The sequence below is a fragment of the Variovorax sp. PCZ-1 genome, assembly GCF_018413605.1.
In the GTDB taxonomy this organism is placed as follows: Bacteria; Pseudomonadota; Gammaproteobacteria; order Burkholderiales; family Burkholderiaceae_C; genus JANMDU01.
The window spans coordinates 537030-555652 of record NZ_JAHCDN010000001.1; the positions used below are offsets into that span (position 1 = coordinate 537030).

General features: G+C 54.1%; 18 protein-coding genes and 1 riboswitch. Of the genes, 8 read left to right on the forward strand and 10 right to left on the reverse strand.

Translation table 11 applies throughout. The features are described from left to right. Nucleotides 1–2 precede the first annotated feature (2 nt). Together KIH26_RS02680 and KIH26_RS02685 are read right to left on the reverse strand one after the other, a co-directional pair. Complete coding sequence (locus tag KIH26_RS02680; protein WP_213442172.1) at nucleotides 3–1637, reverse strand: peptide chain release factor 3; 1635 nt, start codon at nucleotides 1635–1637, stop codon at nucleotides 3–5. Between the two features lie 424 nt (nucleotides 1638–2061). Then, nucleotides 2062–2520: a hypothetical protein gene (locus tag KIH26_RS02685; protein WP_213442174.1), complete on the reverse strand. Its 459-nt coding sequence runs from the start codon at nucleotides 2518–2520 to the stop codon at nucleotides 2062–2064. A 14-nt stretch (nucleotides 2521–2534) separates the two neighbouring features. Between KIH26_RS02685 and KIH26_RS02690 the strand changes: the two genes are divergently transcribed. After that, a complete protein-coding gene (locus KIH26_RS02690; protein ID WP_213442176.1) occupies nucleotides 2535–3239 on the forward strand; it encodes a DUF6065 family protein in 705 nt (234 codons plus the stop codon). A 72-nt stretch (nucleotides 3240–3311) separates the two neighbouring features. Here KIH26_RS02690 and KIH26_RS02695 read toward each other — a convergent pair whose 3' ends face one another. Further along, nucleotides 3312–4175, reverse strand: a complete 864-nt coding sequence (locus KIH26_RS02695) for an anti-sigma factor family protein (RefSeq protein WP_213442178.1) — start codon at nucleotides 4173–4175, stop codon at nucleotides 3312–3314. Continuing rightward, on the reverse strand, nucleotides 4172–4675 hold the full coding sequence (locus KIH26_RS02700; RefSeq protein WP_213442180.1) for an RNA polymerase sigma factor: 504 nt from the start codon (nucleotides 4673–4675) through the stop codon (nucleotides 4172–4174). Before KIH26_RS02700 ends, KIH26_RS02695 begins: the two co-directional genes overlap by 4 nt. Before the next feature lie 177 nt (nucleotides 4676–4852). Between KIH26_RS02700 and KIH26_RS17135 the strand changes: the two genes are divergently transcribed. The 7 genes from KIH26_RS17135 (at nucleotide 4853) to metF (ending at nucleotide 13149) form a co-directional block, all read left to right on the forward strand. Next, the gene (locus KIH26_RS17135) at nucleotides 4853–6208 is read left to right on the forward strand and encodes a S8 family serine peptidase (protein WP_213442182.1); all 1356 of its coding nucleotides are present in this window, start codon (nucleotides 4853–4855) and stop codon (nucleotides 6206–6208) included. Nucleotides 6209–6317: 109 nt separating this feature from the next. Next, the gene (locus KIH26_RS02710; protein WP_213442184.1) at nucleotides 6318–7835 is read left to right on the forward strand and encodes an SLC13 family permease; all 1518 of its coding nucleotides are present in this window, start codon (nucleotides 6318–6320) and stop codon (nucleotides 7833–7835) included. Nucleotides 7836–7947: 112 nt separating this feature from the next. Further along, nucleotides 7948–9159, forward strand: coding sequence for a glycerate kinase family protein (locus KIH26_RS02715; RefSeq protein WP_213442186.1), 1212 nt, complete (start codon nucleotides 7948–7950; stop codon nucleotides 9157–9159). 131 nt (nucleotides 9160–9290) lie between these two features. Next, the gene (locus KIH26_RS02720; protein ID WP_213442188.1) at nucleotides 9291–9752 is read left to right on the forward strand and encodes a hypothetical protein; all 462 of its coding nucleotides are present in this window, start codon (nucleotides 9291–9293) and stop codon (nucleotides 9750–9752) included. A 7-nt stretch (nucleotides 9753–9759) separates the two neighbouring features. After that, nucleotides 9760–9856: riboswitch (S-adenosyl-L-homocysteine riboswitch) on the forward strand. Nucleotides 9857–9933: 77 nt separating this feature from the next. Next, nucleotides 9934–11385 carry an adenosylhomocysteinase gene (gene ahcY, locus KIH26_RS02725; RefSeq protein WP_213442190.1) on the forward strand — a complete coding sequence of 484 codons (1452 nt, stop codon included), beginning with the start codon at nucleotides 9934–9936 and terminating at the stop codon, nucleotides 11383–11385. 142 nt (nucleotides 11386–11527) lie between these two features. After that, on the forward strand, nucleotides 11528–12313 hold the full coding sequence (locus KIH26_RS02730; RefSeq protein WP_213442192.1) for a TlyA family RNA methyltransferase: 786 nt from the start codon (nucleotides 11528–11530) through the stop codon (nucleotides 12311–12313). A 2-nt stretch (nucleotides 12314–12315) separates the two neighbouring features. Continuing rightward, on the forward strand, nucleotides 12316–13149 hold the full coding sequence (metF, locus tag KIH26_RS02735; RefSeq protein ID WP_213442194.1) for a methylenetetrahydrofolate reductase [NAD(P)H]: 834 nt from the start codon (nucleotides 12316–12318) through the stop codon (nucleotides 13147–13149). Between the two features lie 12 nt (nucleotides 13150–13161). Here the strand turns inward: metF and tfpB are convergent, their stop codons facing one another. The 6 genes from tfpB to KIH26_RS02765 all read right to left on the reverse strand — a co-directional run bounded on the left by tfpB (nucleotide 13162) and on the right by KIH26_RS02765 (nucleotide 18618). Beyond that, entirely contained in the window at nucleotides 13162–14949 is a 1788-nt protein-coding gene (gene tfpB, locus KIH26_RS02740) for a type IV pilus assembly ATPase TfpB (protein ID WP_213442196.1), read from the reverse strand. 26 nt (nucleotides 14950–14975) lie between these two features. Continuing rightward, nucleotides 14976–15764 (reverse strand): class I SAM-dependent methyltransferase, encoded by a 789-nt coding sequence (locus tag KIH26_RS02745; protein WP_213442198.1) that lies wholly within the window; start codon nucleotides 15762–15764, stop codon nucleotides 14976–14978. A 95-nt stretch (nucleotides 15765–15859) separates the two neighbouring features. Then, the gene (locus KIH26_RS02750) at nucleotides 15860–16423 is read right to left on the reverse strand and encodes a DNA-deoxyinosine glycosylase (protein WP_213444619.1); all 564 of its coding nucleotides are present in this window, start codon (nucleotides 16421–16423) and stop codon (nucleotides 15860–15862) included. Next, nucleotides 16423–17259 carry a TatD family hydrolase gene (locus tag KIH26_RS02755; RefSeq protein ID WP_213442200.1) on the reverse strand — a complete coding sequence of 279 codons (837 nt, stop codon included), beginning with the start codon at nucleotides 17257–17259 and terminating at the stop codon, nucleotides 16423–16425. Before KIH26_RS02755 ends, KIH26_RS02750 begins: the two co-directional genes overlap by 1 nt. A gap of 12 nt (nucleotides 17260–17271) precedes the next feature. Next, the gene (locus KIH26_RS02760) at nucleotides 17272–17640 is read right to left on the reverse strand and encodes a DMT family protein (protein ID WP_213442202.1); all 369 of its coding nucleotides are present in this window, start codon (nucleotides 17638–17640) and stop codon (nucleotides 17272–17274) included. Continuing rightward, nucleotides 17641–18618, reverse strand: a complete 978-nt coding sequence (locus KIH26_RS02765) for a Bug family tripartite tricarboxylate transporter substrate binding protein (protein ID WP_213442204.1) — start codon at nucleotides 18616–18618, stop codon at nucleotides 17641–17643. Nucleotides 18619–18623 lie beyond the last annotated feature (5 nt).

The following is an 18623-nucleotide window of genomic DNA, read 5'->3' on the forward strand; positions in this document are numbered from 1 at the left end:
CCTTAGCTGGCTTGCAATTCCAAGCCCGCGTGCTCGCGTAGCGCGTGGAACTGGATTTTGGGGTGGCGTTCTTGAGTGAGGCGCAGATCATAGGGTGAAGTCAGCAAGTAGGCCAGCGCATCTACACCATCGAGCGCTAATTTTGCTTGATTCTTGTTCACAAACTCACGCATCGCAGCTTCATCATCGCAAGTGATCCAGCGTGCGCCGGTGTAGCTCGATCCCATCAAGCGGCATTCCACACCGTATTCCGCTTTCAAGCGGTGCTGCACCACTTCAAACTGCAATTGCCCAATCGCACCCAGAAGCATGTTGCCGCCTGCATGTGGGCGAAACACTTGAATCGCGCCTTCTTCGCCAAGTTGCATCAAGCCTTGCTGCAATTGCTTAGATTTCATCGGGTTGGCCAGCTCCACGGCTTGGAACATTTCAGGTGCGAAGAAGGGCAGGCCGGTATATTGCAAGTCTGCTTGGCTGCCCATGCCTTCGGTGATCGTGTCGCCGAGCTGCACGCCACCATGCGTGGTGAAACCGATGATGTCGCCTGCAAAAGCTTCTTCCACAGCTTCGCGGCGTTGGCTCATGAAGGTGACGACTGAAGTAGGCCGCAGCTCTTTCGCTGTGCGCTGCACCTTGAGCTTCATGCCGCTGGTGAATTTGCCCGAGCACACGCGCACGAAGGCGATGCGGTCGCGGTGCGAGGGATCCATGTTGGCTTGCACCTTGAACACTACACCTGAGAAACCATCTTGCTCGGGCTGCACTTCGCGTTCGCTCGCACCCTTGAGTCCGCTGCTCACACGAAGGCGCGGCGGCGGCGCGAGGTCAGCAATCGCATCCAGCACTTCTCGAATGCCGAAATTGTTGATCGCAGAGCCAAAAAACACAGGTGTTTGCTTGGCAGCGAGAAACGCTGCCTCGTCATAGCGCGGTGCAGCTTCTTGAACCAACTCTACATTACCTTCGGCCAACTCAAACTCTGTGCCGATGCGCTCGCGCAGTTTGTCTTTCTCAGCAAACGGCACGATCTCGTCGCCTTCATCAGCGAGCTTGTCGGAGCCGGGTTTGAAGAGGCGCATCTGATCTTTGCGCAAATCCATGATGCCGGAAAACAGCTTGCCTTGCCCTACAGGCCAAGCCATCGGCACGCAAGGCATGCCCAGCGCCTGCTCCACTTCATCCAGCAGCTCCAGCGGATCGCGGCCTTCGCGATCCATCTTGTTGATGAAGGTGATGATGGGCGTGTTGCGCTGGCGGCAAACTTCAATCAAGCGCCGCGTCTGCGGCTCCACGCCATTGGCCGCGTCAATCACCATCAGCGCTGAGTCCACAGCTGTGAGCACACGATACGTGTCTTCAGAGAAATCGCGGTGGCCGGGCGTGTCCAGCAAATTGATCACATGATCGCGATACAGCATCTGCATCACGCTAGATGCCACCGAGATGCCGCGCTGCTTTTCAATCTCCATCCAATCCGATGTCGCGTGCCTAGAAGCCTTGCGTGCCTTCACCGAGCCCGCAATATGGATCGCACCCGAAAACAGCAAAAGCTTCTCAGTCAGTGTGGTCTTACCCGCATCCGGGTGAGAAATGATGGCAAAGGTGCGGCGGCGGCGGGTTTCGTGGGCAAGGCTCAAGATAAAGACTCAAAGAAAAGTAACAGGGCTTATTGGTTTGGAATCTATGCGACATACCTAAGGTCGATTCCTGATCGCATGCGCAAAAGCTGTGCAATTAAATGTAGCAAGCGGCTACATTGTAAAACTTCGCGCAGATTCGAATGAATTTCAAGTTACCTCTGCTTGCATTCCATGCGGAATATATTTTTGGCGTCCACGTGTTCTATTCGCATGACCACAATTTTTGCGTTTTTGTTTGAATCGTGGTGATGCTTCTCTGACCTGGTGTTTGTATTGCGATACAGCATCGGCAGGTCTTATTTTTTTGATAGGAGCTCATCATGAACAGTAAATTCACTCTGATTGCCGCAACCACAGCCGGATTGATAGTCAGCGGCGGGGCGAAAGCTTACAACCCCCATGTAAAAGCATGGGGTATGACTCAAGAACCCCTAGTTTTAACAGGGGCCAAGCAAGACAAAGAAGAAGTAGTCTCATTTTTTTGGGGAGGCCGCAACAGCTCCAGCAACACCAGCGCTAACTCGAGCCGTAACAGCTCGAAAAACAGCAGCGCCAACTCTAGTCGCAACAGTTCGTCTAACTCCAGCGCGGGTAGAAGCTCGAACAGTTCATCCAACAGCTCTTCGAACTCTGGCTCTAACTCAAGCTCGAATTCCAGCGGCAATAGCTCCTCCAATTCGAGCGGTAACAGTTCTTCTAACTCTAGCGGGAACAGCTCTTCTAATTCCAGCGGAAACAGTTCTTCAAACTCGAGCGATAACGGCGGCTCCAATTCGAGCAGCAACAGCTCAGATTGAAAGTAGTCGGATGATGTAGTAAAACCCATCATCGCAGGAGCAACGAAAAGCCGCCTCGGCGGCTTTTCTTTATGGTTTGTCATTTAGAGAGATTGTCATGAATAACGAATCTGAACCCTTGATTGAGTTTCTGTGCACAGCAGGCGATAAAGATGTGATCGCTGAGCCCGTGCCGGCGCGCGAGGTCATGCCTGAATGGTTTAAGCGTCTTCCACCAGTGGACAAGAGTCGGATCAGCACATCCGACAACGCGCTGACTGTGAAGCGCTGCATGCCATTCCTCGATGCTTTGATGGCGGGCTGGATTTTGCCCCTGCCTGCGACGGTGCGCATTGATATCAAAGACGAAGGCCGCAAAGTAGATTGCGGCTGGGATTTTGATCGCACTTTGGTAAGCAACCATCACAGCTACCAGGTTGCTGGCCATCCCGCGCAGCCGCGCCCTCCCTGCAAATTCCATAATTTTTGGAACATCCGCACACCTAAAGGCTATAGCTGTTTGTTCATCCCGCCGATGAATCGCCCCAACGGCGTGGTGGAAATCGTCGCTGGTGTGGTGGATACGGATGAATACACCTCCCTGATTAATTTCCCATTCTTTGCGATTGCTCAAGATGGGCTTTACACCCTTGAAAAAGGCATGCCCTTGGTGCAGGTGATTCCATTTAAGCGCAGTGATGTAGCGATGCAAGGCGCGGTGCGCGCTGAAACAGAGGAGGAAGCGCTCGCCCGCCAAAAGATTGCTCGCTCGACCAGCGCGGGTGAAGGCTGGTATCGTACGCAAGCGCGTGGCGAGCGTTAAGCCTTAGACTTATTCGGCGCCATGAAAAATGCCACTTGATCGCAAGTGGCATTTTTTGTTTGATGTATCTCGTTACTTAGCGCCAAGTCCAGCCAGTGCTTTTTTCTCTTCGTCTGCAGCCAGTGCTGCCCCAGCTCCGATGGAGCTGATGAAGGCATCCATCACTTGCGCAGAGGATGCTGGTGTGTAGCCATTGGCTTGTTCAGGCATATGCGCTGCGAATTGCACTTGCCAAGTCTTTTGATCAGCCTGATGGCAAGCAACGCCTAGCGTGCTCCCTTTGGTTTGATCGATGCTGAACTCGCGGCATAAGTTGCCTTGAGCATCGCGCACTGTCGCCAAAATTTTCATCTGTTTGGATACATTTTTATCGCTGCTTGTCAGTGGCAAGAGCACACCGCTTGGCGAGCGGTTCAGGTGCTCTTGCCATTGCGAGGTTTGCGAGGCATCTGCCGTCAAGACCAGTGCTGAGCTGGGCGCGCTGCTGATGGCAGAGCCGCCGGCCTGATGCGCGCCAGCGAAGTAAGACAAGGTGCCTACGGCTGCGAATGCTACTGTGGCTACCATGGCATACCAGCTGTTGTTGGCCGCTGGTTGCAGCTGAAGAGACTCGGGGGCAGGCGTGGCTAATGGCAACGCGGGGCGCGGCGCCTCGGATTGGGAAGCCGCAGCAGCTTCATTCGCTTGTGCTTTCGCAATCATGGCCAGCACATTGGCTTGCAATGCGGCAGGTACTGCAGGCGCTGGGGTGGGCCAATGGGTGCGCGCTTGCGTCGCGGATTCTTTAAATGCTGCGACCAAAGCGCGTAACTCTGGCTGGGTTTCCAAGAGGCGTTCAACACGCGCGCGTTCTTCAGGCGCGAGCTTGTCGTCAGCATAGGCCATGAGCAGCGCGTCATCGGGCGCATGCGTAGGATCGGTGAGTTGAGAATTCATGATGCGACTTCAGGGCGAAATTGGTTAGCGAGCTTCAGGCGCGCACGAGATAGGCGGCTCATCACAGTCCCGAGCGGTAAGCCAAGTACATCGGCAGCTTCTTGGTAACTGAGCTCTTCCACGCAAACGAGCAGCAAGACTTCTCGCTGCTCTGCAGGCAATTGCTCGATGGCGGCGTTAATGTGTTGTAACTCGTTGCGCGCCTGAAGCTCGGCGTTGATGTCTGGGGCCACCGCCGCATCCAAATGGTCATCAATATCATCATGCGTTCCTTCACTTTTGGTCCTGCGTCCACGATCAATCCAAATGTTGCGCGCAATGGTGAACATCCACGCATCAAATGGCACAGAGTCGTCAGGCCCGTTGGCGGTGGCGAGCGCGCGTTCGCATGCGGCTTGCACCAAATCATCCGCCAGATGACCATCACGACATAGCACCAGCGCATAACGCCGTAGCCGTGGCAACAGTTCAATCAGAGGCTGGCCGATCTCAGCGGGCAAAACAAACTCCAGTGATCCAATGCATTGACATACGTGCTAAGTGAGGAAAAATTCCGCGAAAACCTTAAGAAAATTAGTTTGATACAAATTTCCAGTGCTTGAATTAGCGTGGCTGATTATGCTACGCGAATGAAAAGCAGGTGGCCAAATACAAAGCAGTCTTCAAGTGCACGCTGCGTGTGCGCCTGGCTCTTTGTTGCAGTTTTGGCGCTTGATGGTCTGTCGCAAGCCTTGAGTGTGAATCCTGATCAGCCCATATGGATGAGCTCAGCTTGGGCAGACGATGACAGTGATGACTCAGGATCTACAAGCAGCTCGACGAGTAGCAACACGGCTGATCCGGGAGGCGGCACGGATAAACGCAACAATCCCAATCCATCTGCTGGTAGGTTACCTAATTTTTTGAGCTTTCTTGGCGGCAGCGATGCTGAGCGTAATGAGGTGTTGGCCGCAGGTCTAACAGCCAGACAACGCACACAACTGACGCAATTGAACTACCAAGTGATTGTGCAGCGCAACTCCCGCTTGATTGGCCCGCAAGTAGATCGCGTGAAGCTGCCGTCAGGTGTTTCCATCAATGCTGCTATTGAGCAAATTCGGAAAATCTCGCCTCTATCTTTGGTGGATCGCAATCATTTTTACACCACCAATCAATCTGCTCAGGACGCATCTACAGCAGCGAGTTTTCAGTCGATGGTGGGCTGGGGGAATACGCCTTCTTGCAACCAGCGTGTGCTGATTGGCATGATCGACACGCGCGTGGACCGCCAGCATGCCAGTTTGCACGGGCAGGCCATTGAGCTTCATTCAGCGCGCGCAGCAGATCGCGCTGCCTCAGATGCTTCTCACGGTACAGCTATTGCCTCCCTCATGCTTGGCAAGCCCGAAGGGCCGTTGCCTGGGCTCTTGCCACGTGCGAAGCTATTGGCCGTGGATGCCTTCCATCAAGGCCCTCGCTCAGACAATCGTATGGATGCTTTTGATTTTGCTGCCGCACTCGATTGGCTGGTTCAGCGTGGTGTGAAAGTGGTGAACCTGAGCTTCTCTGGGCCACACAACATGCTGATTGAAAGCAGCATTCAAGCTGCACAAAAGCGTGGCGTGATCTTGGTGGCTGCCGTGGGCAATGATGGCCCGACAGCTTCACCGCGTTTTCCTGCGGCCTATCCCGGTGTGATTGCTGTGACGGCTGTTCGCACGGATTTGCAGGTGTTTCGCCGCGCGGTGCGGGGGGAGCATTTGAGTTTGTCTGCTCCTGGTGTGGATGTGAAGGTGGCTGACACAACGGATGCATCAGCAACTGTGCTGCGCTCAGGAACCTCATACGCCGTGCCCTTCGTTTCTGCCGCAGCGGCCTTGTTGCAAGCCAATGGCGTGGGCAAATCTGGCGCTGCGGCTGTGCATCAGCATTTGATCAAGACCAGCTTGGATTTGGGCCCTGCAGGGTTTGATTCGATGTTTGGACACGGCTTGTTGCAAATGGGTGCAGTGTGCAAAATGCCGTCATCCGGCATGCAGGCTAAATCTGGTTAAAGCTGAATTGGCTCGCGGTTTGTTACAACTGGAGTCAACTTAACGCAGCTTGTGAGGAATAAGGCGGCGGCCTAAGCGTATTCGATAGATACGCAACAAGGATTTCACCATGACCACCTCTACCTTTGATCGCGCTGCACTTCAGCAATACTTCTCGCGGCTCGTGGCCAACGAGCAGCTTCGCACATGGGGCGAAAAAGCGCTTCATTCGCGCTGGCTCTGGGCGGCTGTGGCTATCCTGATCAGCTCGGCTGCTATTTACTGGGGCTTAGACGATCTGGCCACGACTGGCAAAGTCTCGCTCACTGTGTTTGCGGCATGCGTGATTGCATGGTCAATCCTGCGCTTGGAAGAAACACCCGTCGCCATCGCAGGTGGTTTGGCTTTGATTGCTTTGAACGCCACAACACCCGAGGCCTTCTACGCAGGCATGGGCGACAACCTTGTGTGGTTGCTGATTGCATCGTTCATTCTGGCCGCTGTTTTGAAACAAAGCGGGGTCGCTGGGCGCTGGGTGATGATGGCATTGTGCTTAGGGCAGCCCTTAGTGCAATTAAGTATCCGTGCTTTGTACACGCGCGTGACATGGATGATCATTGCCTCTGCTTTCATCATTCCATCCACATCTGGTCGTGCTGCACTGCTATTACCAGTTTATGTTTTGATTGCACAGCTTTTGCATGCGCCCAGCGCGCGGCGCGGTCTTGCCTTGCTGTTTCCCACCGTGATTTTGCTTTCTGCCTGCGCTTCGCTCTTGGGTGCGGGTGCGCATTTGGTGGCTGTGGAGATGATGAGCCAGATGAAGCTGCAAGTGCCCGGCTTTGCACAATGGGCGTCGCTAGGTGTGCCGTTCGCAGTTGCGTCTAGCTTTGCTGCGCAGCAATTGATCTTGCATTTGTTTGTTGAACCTGCTGAACAGACTCAAGCCGTTACGCTGCTTGCGCAAGAGCAGCCAGCGTTTTCGCGTCAACAAATGGCAGTGGCTGGCATTTTGCTCACGACCATTTTGCTGTGGACATTCTCGGGAAGCTTGGGGCTGGAGCCTGCCTTGATTGCTCTTTTAGCAGCATTAGCAGTTACGACCAAGAAGCTCACAGGCATCAGCCTGAAAGAAGCACTCAAAGCGGTGGAGTGGAATTTGATCCTCTTTTTGGCAGCCACCATGGTGATGGGGGAGGCGCTGTTGCATTCAGGCGCGGCTCAAGCACTGGCTGGCCAAGTGCAAGAGCTCATGCCCCAAGCTTGGCGTAGCCAGCCGATTGCGATTGTGCTTTTTGTGAGTTTGATTTCCTTGCTGGCGCATTGCGTGATCACTTCCCGCACGGCGCGTGCCTTGGTGTTGATCCCGACTATCGCTGTGCCATTTGCAATGGGCGAGGTTAATGTGCAAGCTTTGATCTTCCTCTCAGTCGTCGCCAGTGGTTTTTGCCAAACCTTTACGGTGAGCGCCAAACCTGTGGCCATGTTTGCTAACCATGAAGAAGCTGGCATTTCAGCTGCCGATCTTTGGCGCTTGAGTCTGTGGCTGCTGCCTGTGATGCTCGTACTGCTGCTGGTATTTTCCATGATGGTCTGGCCTGCGCTTGGTATGCCGCTCGTGACCGAAAGCCTCACCTGCACACGCTGAGATCAGTTTGAGTCGTTTGCAAAGTCTTACGTTTCAGCGCGGAATAGAGTCATCAAATTGTCGTTTTCCTTATACGCACTCATTACAGCGCGCATTTTTTAGGAGTTACATCATGAGCTTGAATATTTTGATCGCCCCATCTGGTTTTAAAGAAAGCCTCGGCGCACCTGAAGTGGCAGACCATATCGCAGAAGGCGTGTTACGCGCTATGCCGCTCGCTCATGTCGTGCGCGCACCGATGGTGGATGGCGGCGAAGGTTTCACCGAAGCGCTGGTCAAAGTCACGCAAGGCACGATGCACACCTGCACGGTGACTGGCCCGGTTGGCCAACCCGTGGAATCTTTCTTTGGCATCTTGGGTGGCCGCATCCAGAAAACTGCGGTGCTTGAAATGGCCGCTGCCGCTGGCCTTCGCCTCGTGCCGCGCGATCAGCGAGACCCGACCAAGACCACGAGCTACGGCGTGGGTGAATTGATCCGCGCTGCACTTGACGCTGGCGCACAGCGGATCCTGCTGGGCTGCGGCGATTCGGGCATCAATGATGGCGGCGCTGGCATGGCGCAGGCTTTGGGCGCACGCTTGCTGGATGACAATGGCCAAGAGGTTGGGCAGGGCGGTGCAGAGCTGACGCGCATCGCCAAGATTGATCTCAGTGGTCTCGACAAACGTTTGAATAAAGTGCAGCTTGATGCCGCTGTGAACTGGCACAACGTTTTGCTGGGCGAGCGTGGCGTAGCGCGCGTGTTTGGCCCGCAAAAGGGTGCAACGCCAGAGCAGGTGGAAATCCTTGATGCCGCTTTGATCAATTATTCGCGCCGAATTTTTGAAGCCACAGGCATCGACATGAGCAGCGCCCCCGGCGGCGGCGCATCCGGCGGCTTGGGCGCAGCGTTTGCTGGCTTGCTTGGCGGCTTGCTGCATCCACGCTACGACATCGTGATGAATTATTTGGAGCTGGATCGTTTGATCGAAGAAGCCGATTTGGTGATCACCGCTGAAGGCAGCTTGGATGGCCAAACGCCTTACGGCAAAATCCCCGCCGAAGTAGCGCGCCGTGCCAAGCTGCGTGGTCTGCCTGTGATTGCGCTCGCAGGCACGATTGGTAAAGGCGTGGCCAGCAATTTTGAATACGGCATCGATGCCTTCGCCAGCATCCTGAAGCGCCCTTGCTCGCTAGATGAAGCGATCTTGAAAGCAGGCAGTCTGCTCACCCGCGCAGCGGACGACGCTGTGCGTATGATGATGGTCGGCATGCGTTTGGCTGTGCCACGTGCGGCAGTGCCAGCGCGTCGCGTTAAACGTACCTTGATGGCTGTGTGTTAATTGGCCAGAGTTAAGCTACTATGAAAATAGTAGCACTCTGCGCATATTCTATAAAGGCAAATTGCTTAAAAGGCTTGAAATTTGATGCGAACTGCTCCTATCAGATCAAGCAGTTGCTAAACTCTGCCCTGATGAAACTCCTGCCAAACTTCCATCTTAAATCCAAACTCAAAGACTCTGCCAATGCGCTGTTGGAAGTCGCAGGTATGGCTCTTCAAGTCGCAGTTCCAGGCGGCGGTGCGGCAATTTGCTTTGCGGTGGGTAAATTTGTGGTGGGATTGGTCTTGGTCTGTATCACTGCGGCTGTCGTGATTCGACTGCTTTGGCGGCGGAAGCGAGCTGATCAAGTGCGTCATGAGCAGAGACTGCCAGTTTGGGCGCAATTTACTGTGGCATTGACCGCACTGATCGGCAGCGGCGCTCTGGTGGAAATGACAAAACTTCCTGTGCGCTTTGATCAGCCGGGTTTTACGATGAGTAATTGGTTGATCGTGATCGTTGCCATTGCTTTGCTCTATGGCTGGTGTCGAAGCCTGTTGAGAACTTGGTTGAATCGCAAAAGCCCTTCAACGAGCTTGGTGGAAAAGCAGTAAAATATAGGCCTCCGAGGAGCGTTGCAGCGCCTCTTCTCCTGATGAGAAGCATGGCGTGAGGCTCGGAACTCACATTATGTGTTTTGCAACGACGCTCACCCGCTGATATCGTGTGGTGAGCCTCCCAGATGGGTTCGATGCGCGGTTTCTGTGGATTTATTTTTAACCACTGGAGTTAACCATGAGCGCTGTTTTGAAGCCGATCAAGAATCAAGATTACGAAATTGCTGACCTGTCTCTCGCGAGCTGGGGTCAGAAGGAAATTGCTATTGCCGAGACAGAAATGCCCGGCTTGATGGCGATTCGTGAAGAGTTTGCCAAGAAGAAGCCTTTGAAGGGCGCGCGTATCACTGGCTCGCTGCACATGACGATTCAAACCGCTGTGTTGGTGCAGACTTTGGAAGCACTGGGCGCTGATGTGCGCTGGGCTTCTTGCAATATTTACTCCACACAAGATCATGCTGCTGCTGCTCTCGTGGTGGCTGGCACGCCGGTGTTTGCCTACAAGGGCGAAAACCTCAAAGACTACTGGGAATACACCCATCGCATTTTTGAATTCACGGGCAAAAAAGGCACGCCCGAAGAAGGCCCGAACATGATCTTGGACGACGGTGGCGATGCCACGCTCCTCATGCACCTCGGTACTAAGGCTGAGAAAGACATCAAAGTGCTGGCCAAGCCTGGCAGCGAAGAAGAGATCCAATTGTTCGCAGCGATCAAGGCCAAGCTAAAGGTTGACCCAACATGGTATTCACGTCGCCTGAAAAATATCATCGGCGTGACGGAAGAGACGACCACAGGCGTGCTGCGCCTCAATGAAATGTCTGCCAAGGGCACGCTTGCTCTGCGCGCGATCAACGTGAACGACAGCGTGACGAAGTCTAAATTCGACAACCTCTATGGCTGCCGCGAATCTTTGGTGGACGCGATCAAGCGCGCGACCGATGTGATGATCGCTGGCAAGGTAGCAGTTGTGGCAGGTTACGGCGACGTGGGCAAGGGCTCCGCTCAAGCTCTGCGCGCACTCTCTGCACAAGTTTGGGTGACCGAGATCGACCCGATCAACGCTTTGCAAGCCGCCATGGAAGGCTACAAAGTCGTGACGATGGAATACGCAGCTGACAAGGCTGATATTTTCGTGTCTGCCACCGGCAACAAAAACGTGATCACCTACAAGCACATGGAGGCCATGAAAGACCAGGCCATCGTTTGCAACATCGGTCACTTTGACAATGAAATCGATGTCGCTTCCCTTGAGAAACTCAAGTGGGAAGAGATCAAGCCACAAGTTGATCACGTGATCTTCCCGAAGAAGGGCAAGAATCCTGCCAAGCGCATCATCATGTTGGCCAAAGGCCGCTTGGTGAATTTGGGCTGCGGCACGGGCCACCCGAGCTTTGTGATGTCTTCTTCCTTTGCGAACCAGACGATTGCGCAGATCGAGTTGTTCACGAAGTCCAAAGACTACAAGGTAGGCCAGGTGTATGTGTTGCCTAAGCATCTCGACGAGAAAGTGGCTCGCCTGCACTTGAAGAAAGTGGGCGCGATGCTGACCGAGCTCTCCAAAGAGCAGGCAGATTACATCGGCGTGAAAGTGGCTGGGCCTTACAAGGCTGATACGTACCGCTACTAAGCTCTAGCTAGAAGAAAAATACCGGACGCAGAGGACGCAAAAGTTACGCGAGACGCAGAAAAGAGAAATCCATTCTTGGTTCCCTTCTGCGCTCTCTGCGAAACCTCTGCGATTTCTGCGTCCGGTTTTTTGTACTTAGCCTATGCGAGCTGACCAACTTTTAGTTCATCGCGGCTTGGCTGCTTCGCGCAGTCAGGCGCAGCGATTGATTGACTCGGGTGTGCGCACGCTCACACGAGAGGGTTGGAGGGCTGTGAACAAGAGCGATGAGTTGTTTGACGATGCGGAGCTGGAGTTGCTTAATGCGGCTGAGGCGAAGTATGTGTCTCGCGGCGGTTTAAAGCTTGAAGGCGCATTAGCTCAAAGTGGTATCTCAGCAAATGCTAAGCTTTGCTTTGACATTGGCCAAAGCACGGGCGGCTTTACGGATTGTTTGTTGCAAGCTGGCGCAGCCTTGGTCGTAGGTGTAGATGTTGGGCATGCTCAGTTGCATCCCAAGCTCAGAGCTGACGAACGTGTGATTTGCCTAGAAAAAATCAATGCCAGAGAGTTAAATACTCCTGATTTGATAGCTGCTTGCGCAGATTCTGTGCCGGCGAATGGCCAATTTGATCTAAAAAAACGGCGCTTTCAGTTGCTTGTGGGCGATGTATCGTTCATCTCGCAAACTTTGCTCGTATCGCGCTTTTCAGATCTGCTCGCCAAAAATGCCGATGTGCTCATGCTCGTGAAACCGCAGTTTGAATTGCAACCCGGTGATTTGGCCAAAGGCGGTATCGTGAAAGATGCTTCTTTGTACAGACAAGTCGAGCAGCGTATTCGTGAGAGCTATGCGCAGCACAGCCTCACCGTCAAGAATTATTTTGAAAGCCCCATAGCGGGTGGAGACGGCAACCGCGAATTTTTCGTGCACGCTGTTAAGGAGTGAACATGGACAAGCTTCCCGTTAGTTTTGAATTCTTTCCCCCAAAAACACCAGAAGGTGCTGAGAAGTTGGTTGGCGTGCGCCAGAAGCTCTATGAACTCAAACCGCAATTTTTCAGCGTGACGTATGGCGCAGGCGGCTCGACACAAGATGGCACGCTGCAGACCGTGCAAGCCATTCTGAAAGACGGCTTTGAGGCAGCTCCGCATTTCAGTTGTATTGGCGCTAGCAAAGAAAGCGTGCGTGCTCAGTTAGCGCAGTTCAAGGAAGCTGGCATCAAGCGCATGGTGGCGCTGCGCGGTGATTTACCCAGCGGCTATGGTGCGTTTGGTGAATTCAAATACGCCAGCGAATTGATTGCATTCATCCGCACTGAAACGGGCGATCACTTCCACATCGAAGTGGGTTGCTATCCTGAGATGCACCCACAGGCTAAATCCCCCGAGACAGACTTACTGGCGTATGCCATGAAAGTGAAAGCTGGTGCGAACAGCGCCATCACGCAATACTTTTTCAACAGCGATGCTTACTTCCGCTTTGTCGATGATGCGCACAAGCTTGGCGCAACCATTCCTGTCGTGCCAGGCATCATGCCGATCACGAATTCATCCCAGCTGATGCGTTTCTCCGATGCCTGCGGTGCAGAAATTCCCCGCTGGATTCGTACGCGTCTGCAATCGTTTGGCGACGATACAGCCTCGATCAAATCCTTTGGCTTGGATGTGGTGACAGATTTGTGCGACCAACTGCGCAACGCAGGTGTGCCAGGTTTGCATTTCTACAGCATGAACCAAGCGGCAACAGTGACTGAAATTTGCAAACGGCTTGATCTGGCTTGAAGCTGCCAAGCTTCAACTCATCAGCGGCGTAGAAGTCAACACTTCTTCAATCGTTGTCATCCCATCGGCCACGCGCAGCGCAGCGGCTAAGCGCAGAGGGCGCATGCCGTCAGTAATGCCTTGTTTGCGCGTGGCATCCATGTTGGCTTCTTTGTTGACCAAAGCTTTGAAGGCTTCGGTGACGGTGAGCAGCTCATACACGCCCATGCGGCCGCGATAGCCTGTCATGCGGCAATCGACGCAGCCTACTGGCTTGTAAGGCTTGTAGCCTGCGTTGATCTTCCAAGGCTTGATGAGTTCGTTGATGGCTTCAGGATTGTTGTCTGCAGGCTGTTTGCATTCTGAGCACAGCGTACGCATGAGGCGCTGGGCGAGCACGCCGAGCACGGTGGCGTTGATGAGATAAGGCGGTATGCCCAACTCCATCAAACGCGCGACTGCGCTGGGCGCATCGTTCGTGTGCAGCGTGGAGAAAACGAGGTGACCGGTCAGAGCCGCTTGCACCGCCATCTCTGCCGTCTCTAAATCCCGAATCTCGCCGACCATGATGATGTCGGGGTCTTGGCGCATGAGCGCGCGCAAGCCCTCGGCGAAACCAAAATCGAGTTGATGCTGAACCTGGGTTTGGTTGAACGCAGGCTCGATCATCTCAATCGGGTCTTCCACCGTGCTCACGTTGACTTCTTCTGTGGCCAAGCGTTTGAGCGTGGAATACAGCGTGGTCGTCTTGCCAGAGCCGGTCGGGCCTGTCACCAAGATGATGCCGTAAGGACGCTTCACAAGCTCTTCCCAGCGTGTGGCATCGTGCTCTGAAAAGCCCAAGCCCTCGAGATCTTTCACCGCGTTGTCGGGGTCAAAAATCCTCATCACCATCTTTTCGCCGAAAGCGGTGGGCAGGGTGGAAAGGCGCATTTCAACCTCATCGCCACGCGGATTTTTTGTTTTGATGCGGCCATCGAGCGGGCGGCGCTTCTCCACCACATCCATGCGGCCGAGCAGTTTGATGCGCGCCACCATCGCATTCATCACTTGTAGCGGCACTTGGTATACGGCGTGCAGCACACCATCAATGCGGAAGCGAATCACGCCTTGCTCGCGGCGTGGCTCCAAATGAATGTCACTGGCGCGTTGATCAAACGCGTATTGCCAGAGCCAATCAACCACCTGCACCACGCCTTGATCGTTAGCGTCGAGCTGCTTGTTGGTTTTGTTGAGTTCCACCAATTGCTCAAAGCTGGCGCCGCCTGAACTGCCGCCGGCCTTGGTGACGTTGCGTACAGATTTAGCGAGTGCGAAAAACTCTGCGGTGAATTTATGAATATCCTGCGGGCTGGCCACCACCACGCGTACGCTGCGCTTGGCTTGGCGCTCAACCTCATCGATCCAATCGTTGATGAAGGGTTGGCTTGTCGCCACCACCACCTGTGTGGGCAGCACCTGCACCGGCAAGATGCCGTGACGCTCAGCATAGGTGGCGCTCATCGTCTCAGCCACCTTGCCCACATCGACCTTCAGCGGATCAATGCGGAAATAATCCACACCTGCTTTGAGCGCGAGGAATTGCGTGAGTGCTTCGATGTCCAGCGGCTTGCCATCTGCAGCTCGCGTCATGGCCACAGCTGTGAGGCGCACCAAGGGATGCTGCGCGCTCTCGGCCTTAGAGCATCGATCTACTGTGCGCTTGGCCTCGGCCAGCGAGATCACGCCATCGGCTTGCAGCCATTGCACGATATGCCGCCAATCCAGCGGGCCACGATGCGAGACGAGGGCGGGTTTGGCGGGGGTGGCTACGGCGTTCATAGGCACATGGTAGCAACTATTTTGGGCTACTTTGTGAGTGGTTTCAGCAGGCGCAGCCATTTGCGAGCGGGCAACTCGAAACTGCTTTCGATCAGCTCCGCGCGTGCTGCCAGCAGATCGCGCTTTGGGCGCGAAGGTGTGCGCTGCGCAAGGATCACGGTGTTGCCTTCTTTCGTCGGCTTAAAGCTCCACACGGCTTCTTCGCCAAAGGCCGCACTGATTTGCGCGAGACTGCGATCAAAGCTGCTGCTGCGGCCAAAGAGGTTCACGGTCATGATGCCCTCGTCAGTCAGCGTGCTGCGAACAGACTTGTAGAACTCTGCGCTATCGAGCACCGGTGCGGCGGCTTCGTGATCATACAAATCCACTTGAGCGCAATCAATAAAATTACTGCTCAAATCAGCGTTTTGTTGGCGTATTTCCTGCGCGGAGTGCTCCCAATTTGAGAGCGTTTTCATGGCATCACCTAGGATGATGTGCAATCGCTTATCTTGCGGTGGCAGTTTGAACCAATGCTGGCAAGCCGCCACCACGGCAGGATTGATCTCCAAAACCGTGGTGTTCATCTTCAGCGTTTTGTAGCAAGCTTTGGTGATCGTGCCCGCGCCTAAGCCAAGCTGCAAGGCATGCAGCTTCTTGACTTTGAGCGGATCGAAGAAGAGCAGCCATGCCATCATGCGCTGCACATATTCCAGCTCAATGGCAAAAGGCATATCAATCAGCATGCTGCCTTGCACCCATTCTGTGCCAAGGTGCAAATAGCGGATGCCTCCCATTTCAGACATGTTGACGACTGGGAGATTGGTTTTCTTCATATTGTGATGTTACGCGGTCTTAGCGCAATTTCAGGCTTACACGAGTCAAAGAAGAGAACGCAAAAGACGCAAAAACTACGCAAAAAACGAAAAATTCATATTGGTTTTTTCTGCGACTTTTGCGTGCCTTTTGCGCTTTTTGCGTTCTTCTCTTGGCTTGTTAATTCAATATGCGGCAGCAAAGCCTCTTGCCAAGCAGCAAGTTTGCGCTCAAAGCTCCATGAAGCATTGGCTGGGCTGCTGGAGGGGAGTTTGTAGATGGGTAGGCCGAGAGCTTCAGTGTGCTTGGCATGCGAGTAGCTCTCGCCGCCATTGTGGGCAATGGCTTGCAGCTTGGGGCAGCGTTTTTTCAAGCTGGCTAAATCGTTGAGCTGCGCATTGCGAATCGCTGAATCGAGCGAGCCTTCGCGCTCACAGCTGGCATACACATCCCAGCATCCGATGCTGCTTTCAATCAAGAGTTTGCTCCTGATTTCATAGCTGCTTGCGCAGATTTCTTGCCGGCGATCGGGCAAAATGATGCTGAAAACCAGTTTCCAAAAATTGTTCTGTGGATGACCGTAATACTGCTGCGTTTCCAGTGATTTCACGCCTGGAAAGCTGCCTAAGATCAGCACGCGGGTGTTGGGTGCAATCAGAGGCGGCAGGCCATGCAGGATCACAGCAGGGCTTTCAGTTTAGGTAGAACGCGCAAAGCGTTCTGCGTGGTTTGTGCTGCCCATTCCTCGGCTGACACACCCCGCAGCTCAGCCAGCAATTGGCCGATGCGCGGCAGCTCCAGCGGGGAATTGATGCCTTGCGGTTTGCCCGCTGCACGTTCTTCGGCTGTGGCATAAATCCACTGCGGCGGAATATCAGGTGCATCGGTTTCCATCACGATGGCCTGTGCCGGCAAGCTCTTAGCAAGTAATCGAATATTCTGTGAGCGCTCGTAGGTGACCGTGCCACCAAACCCAAGGCAAAAACCCATTTCTACAAACTGCATGGCTTGTTGCTCAGAGCCATTGAAGGCATGTGCGATACCACCATGGCTGCCGATCTCGCGCAAGGCATGCAAAAGCTGATCAGCGCTTTTGCGCACATGCAAGATCACCGGAAGCTGATGCTGCTTGGCGAGCTTGAGCTGCGCACGATAAAAAGCAGTTTGCTTCTCGCGTATCTCGGGAGTACACAGCGCAGGTACGAAAAAATCCAAACCGATTTCACCCATAGCAATGAGACGCGCATCGTCGATGTGTTGTGCGAGTTGCTTGCCGAGAAAAGTCAAATCATCTTCATGAGCGCGCGGTACGTAAAGCGGATGAATGCCCAGCCCGTAGGCCTGCGCGTGCGTATGAGCGAGTTGGCGCACGGTGTCAAAGTTGCTGCGCTCAACGGCGGGGATGATGCTCATCACTACATTTTTAATAGCACTCTGCGCAACAAGCAAGCCGGCAAACAGCCCATTTCTCTCAAATTCTGGCGCATCCAGATGGCTATGCGTATCAATCCACATGAGATGCGCTCTTCAGGCTGAGCGAAAGATGAAATACACCGCGCCAACCATGCACAGCCCGGCCCAGAGGTAATCCAGCTTGATGGGTTCGTTCAGGTAAAACACCGCAAACGGCACAAAGATCGTGAGCGTGATCACCTCTTGCATGATCTTGAGCTGCGCTACTGAAAAGCCGGCTTGTTGGTAGCCAATTCGATTTGCTGGCACTTGCAGCAAATATTCAAACAGCGCAATGCCCCAGCTGATCAAGGCAGCGATATACCAAGGCGCAGTGGCCAGATTTTTGAGATGACCATACCAAGCGATGGTCATGAAGACATTGCTGGCGATCAGCAAAGCTATCGTTTGCCAGCTGAAAGGCAGGCTGGAAAGCCAGCTCATTTATTCCACAACGATTTTGCGCTGCTCAATGATGCGCTTCCATTTGGCGCGTTCGTTTTGCGCAAGCGAGGCAAAGGCGGCTGGGGTGGTGCTGACGGCTTCTGCGCCCAATCGGGAGAAGCGCTCTTTCACTTCGCTTTCTGCCAATGCGGCATTCAGCGAGGCGTTGAGTTTTTGTACGACATCGGCAGGCATGGCTTTGGGGCCATACAAGCCAAACCATGTGACCGATTCAAAGCCAGGCAACACATCAGCTACCGTGGGCAGATCAGCAGCCAAGGGCGTGCGCTTCTCGCTCGTGACGGCTAAGCCGCGCAGCTTGCCATCTTTCACATGAGGCAAACCTGAGACCAGAGAATCGAACAGCACATCCACCTTGCCACTGATCAAATCCGGAATCGCCAGCGCCGTACCGCGATAAGGAATATGCACGATGAAGGTGTTGGACTGCGCTTTGAAGAGCTCAGAGGTGAGGTGAACAATCGTGCCGTTACCGCTGGAGGCGTAGTTGAGTTTGCCGGGATTCTTCCTTGCATACTCGATGAACTCACGCATGGTTTTCGCTGGCGAAGATTGCGGCACGAGAACAATATTGGGTGAGCTAGCGACTTGACCGAGCGCAGTGAAATCAGCTTGTGCGTCGTACGGAATCTTGGGGTTGATCACGGGGCCGATGCTGTGCGTGCTGGATGTGGCCAGCAAAATCGTGTAGCCATCGGGCGCGGCTTGCGCCACCGCTTGTGAGCCAATCGTGCCGCCTGCGCCGGGGCGATTCTCAACAACCACGTTTTGCCCGAGCTTTTCACCGAGCTTGATAGACAGTGATCGAGCCAGTACATCGGTTGCCCCGCCTGCAGGGAAGGGCACGATCATGCGTACAGGTTTGTTGGGAAAGCCTTGAGCAAATGCAGGCGTAGCAAAAGCTGTGGCAGCGAGGCCCGTGGAGACGGAGGAAGAGAGAAATAAGCGGCGTTTCATGCCGC

What these genes read in the sequence shown, in the direction of transcription:
- KIH26_RS02765 (WP_213442204.1), bottom strand. Translation starts at nt 18,618, where the DNA reads ATGAAACGCCGCTTATTTCTCTCTTCCTCCGTCTCCACGGGCCTCGCT.
- KIH26_RS02710 (WP_213442184.1), top strand. Translation starts at nt 6,318, where the DNA reads ATGACCACCTCTACCTTTGATCGCGCTGCACTTCAGCAATACTTCTCG.
- KIH26_RS02745 (WP_213442198.1), bottom strand. Translation starts at nt 15,764, where the DNA reads ATGAAGAAAACCAATCTCCCAGTCGTCAACATGTCTGAAATGGGAGGC.
- KIH26_RS02685 (WP_213442174.1), bottom strand. Translation starts at nt 2,520, where the DNA reads ATGACAAACCATAAAGAAAAGCCGCCGAGGCGGCTTTTCGTTGCTCCT.
- KIH26_RS02695 (WP_213442178.1), bottom strand. Translation starts at nt 4,175, where the DNA reads ATGAATTCTCAACTCACCGATCCTACGCATGCGCCCGATGACGCGCTG.
- KIH26_RS02730 (WP_213442192.1), top strand. Translation starts at nt 11,528, where the DNA reads ATGCGAGCTGACCAACTTTTAGTTCATCGCGGCTTGGCTGCTTCGCGC.
- metF (WP_213442194.1), top strand. Translation starts at nt 12,316, where the DNA reads ATGGACAAGCTTCCCGTTAGTTTTGAATTCTTTCCCCCAAAAACACCA.
- ahcY (WP_213442190.1), top strand. Translation starts at nt 9,934, where the DNA reads ATGAGCGCTGTTTTGAAGCCGATCAAGAATCAAGATTACGAAATTGCT.
- KIH26_RS02755 (WP_213442200.1), bottom strand. Translation starts at nt 17,259, where the DNA reads ATGTGGATTGATACGCATAGCCATCTGGATGCGCCAGAATTTGAGAGA.
- tfpB (WP_213442196.1), bottom strand. Translation starts at nt 14,949, where the DNA reads ATGAACGCCGTAGCCACCCCCGCCAAACCCGCCCTCGTCTCGCATCGT.
- KIH26_RS02720 (WP_213442188.1), top strand. Translation starts at nt 9,291, where the DNA reads ATGAAACTCCTGCCAAACTTCCATCTTAAATCCAAACTCAAAGACTCT.
- KIH26_RS02715 (WP_213442186.1), top strand. Translation starts at nt 7,948, where the DNA reads ATGAGCTTGAATATTTTGATCGCCCCATCTGGTTTTAAAGAAAGCCTC.
- KIH26_RS02690 (WP_213442176.1), top strand. Translation starts at nt 2,535, where the DNA reads ATGAATAACGAATCTGAACCCTTGATTGAGTTTCTGTGCACAGCAGGC.
- KIH26_RS02760 (WP_213442202.1), bottom strand. Translation starts at nt 17,640, where the DNA reads ATGAGCTGGCTTTCCAGCCTGCCTTTCAGCTGGCAAACGATAGCTTTG.